The following is a 1,188-nucleotide window of genomic DNA, read 5'->3' as shown; positions in this document are numbered from 1 at the left end:
CTCAAACCGCTGCCGGCCGAGCCCTACGTCTTTGCCGAATGGAAGGAATGCAGGGTCGCGCTCGACTACCACGTCGAGATCGAGAAGCACTACTACTCGGTGCCGCACCAATTGCTGCGCGAGAAGGTTTGGGCGCGCATCACGGCGCGCACGATTGAAGTCTTCCACTGCGGCAAACGCGTTGCCGCCCATGTGCGCTCTTCCTCCGACCGCAAGCATACGACGGTGCGCGAGCACATGCCGTCGAGCCACCGGCGCTATGCCGACTGGACGCCAGAGCGCCTCCGGCGAAGCGCCGCCGAGATCGGCCGCCGCACGTCGGCACTGATCGCGACTATCCTGCGGGAGCGCACGCATCCCGAGCAAGGCTTCCGCGCCTGTGTCGGCATCCTGCGGCTTGCCAAGACATATGGCCGCGAGAGGCTCGAGGCTGCGTGCGGCCGCGCGCTCGAGATCGGCGCGCGCTCCTACAGTTCGGTCAACTCGATCCTCAAGAACAATCTCGATCGCCAGCAGCCCGCAACAACCACGGACGGGCCAGCGATAGCGCACGACAACATCCGTGGCCCGACCTACTTCCATTGAGGAGATGACGACTGATGCTCTCACATCCCACTCTAGACCAGCTCAGAGCGCTCAAGCTCGACGGCATGGCGCAAGCCTTCACCGAGCTCGAGGTGCAAGAGGAGGCTCGCAATCTCGCGCACGCCGAATGGCTGGCTCTGCTGCTCGACCGCGAGGTCGCCTATCGCAGCACCCGTCGTTTCCAGGCCCGACTGCGCGCCGCCCGGCTGCGGCACAGCCAAGCCGCGATCGAGGACGTCGACTACCGCACGCCACGCCGGCTCGACAAGGCGCTGTTCCAACAGTTGGCCACCTGCCGCTGGATCGCCGAGCACCGCGGCCTGCTGGTCACCGGCCCGTGCGGAATCGGCAAGTCGTGGTTAGCCTGCGCGCTCGCGCAAAAGGCTTGCCGCGACGGCTACACGGTCCACTACACGCGCGTGCCGCGTCTGTTCGCTGATCTCGATCTCGCTCATGGCGACGGCCGCTTCCCGCGACTGTTCCGGATGCTGGTCAAGGTCGATTTGCTTGTATTGGACGATTGGGGACCCGACCGCCTCTCAGCCAGTCAGCGGCGCGATCTCATGGAGATCGTCGAGGATCGTCATGGCCGCGGCTCCATCC

General features: G+C 65.5%; 2 protein-coding genes. Both read left to right on the top strand.

Going from position 1 to position 1,188, the window contains the following annotated elements:
* Positions 1-585 (top strand): transposase (locus CQ13_RS44475; protein WP_197427356.1); only part of this gene is annotated, 585 nt, incomplete at its 5' end.
* 14 nt (positions 586-599) lie between these two features.
* Positions 600-1,188 (top strand): ATP-binding protein (locus CQ13_RS16585; protein ID WP_057843937.1); only part of this gene is annotated, 589 nt, incomplete at its 3' end.

The organism is Bradyrhizobium retamae (genome assembly GCF_001440415.1).
Lineage (GTDB): Bacteria > Pseudomonadota > Alphaproteobacteria > Rhizobiales > Xanthobacteraceae > Bradyrhizobium > Bradyrhizobium retamae.
Note: the sequence above shows the minus strand (reverse complement) of the source record. Positions and strands in the feature narration are given on the sequence as shown.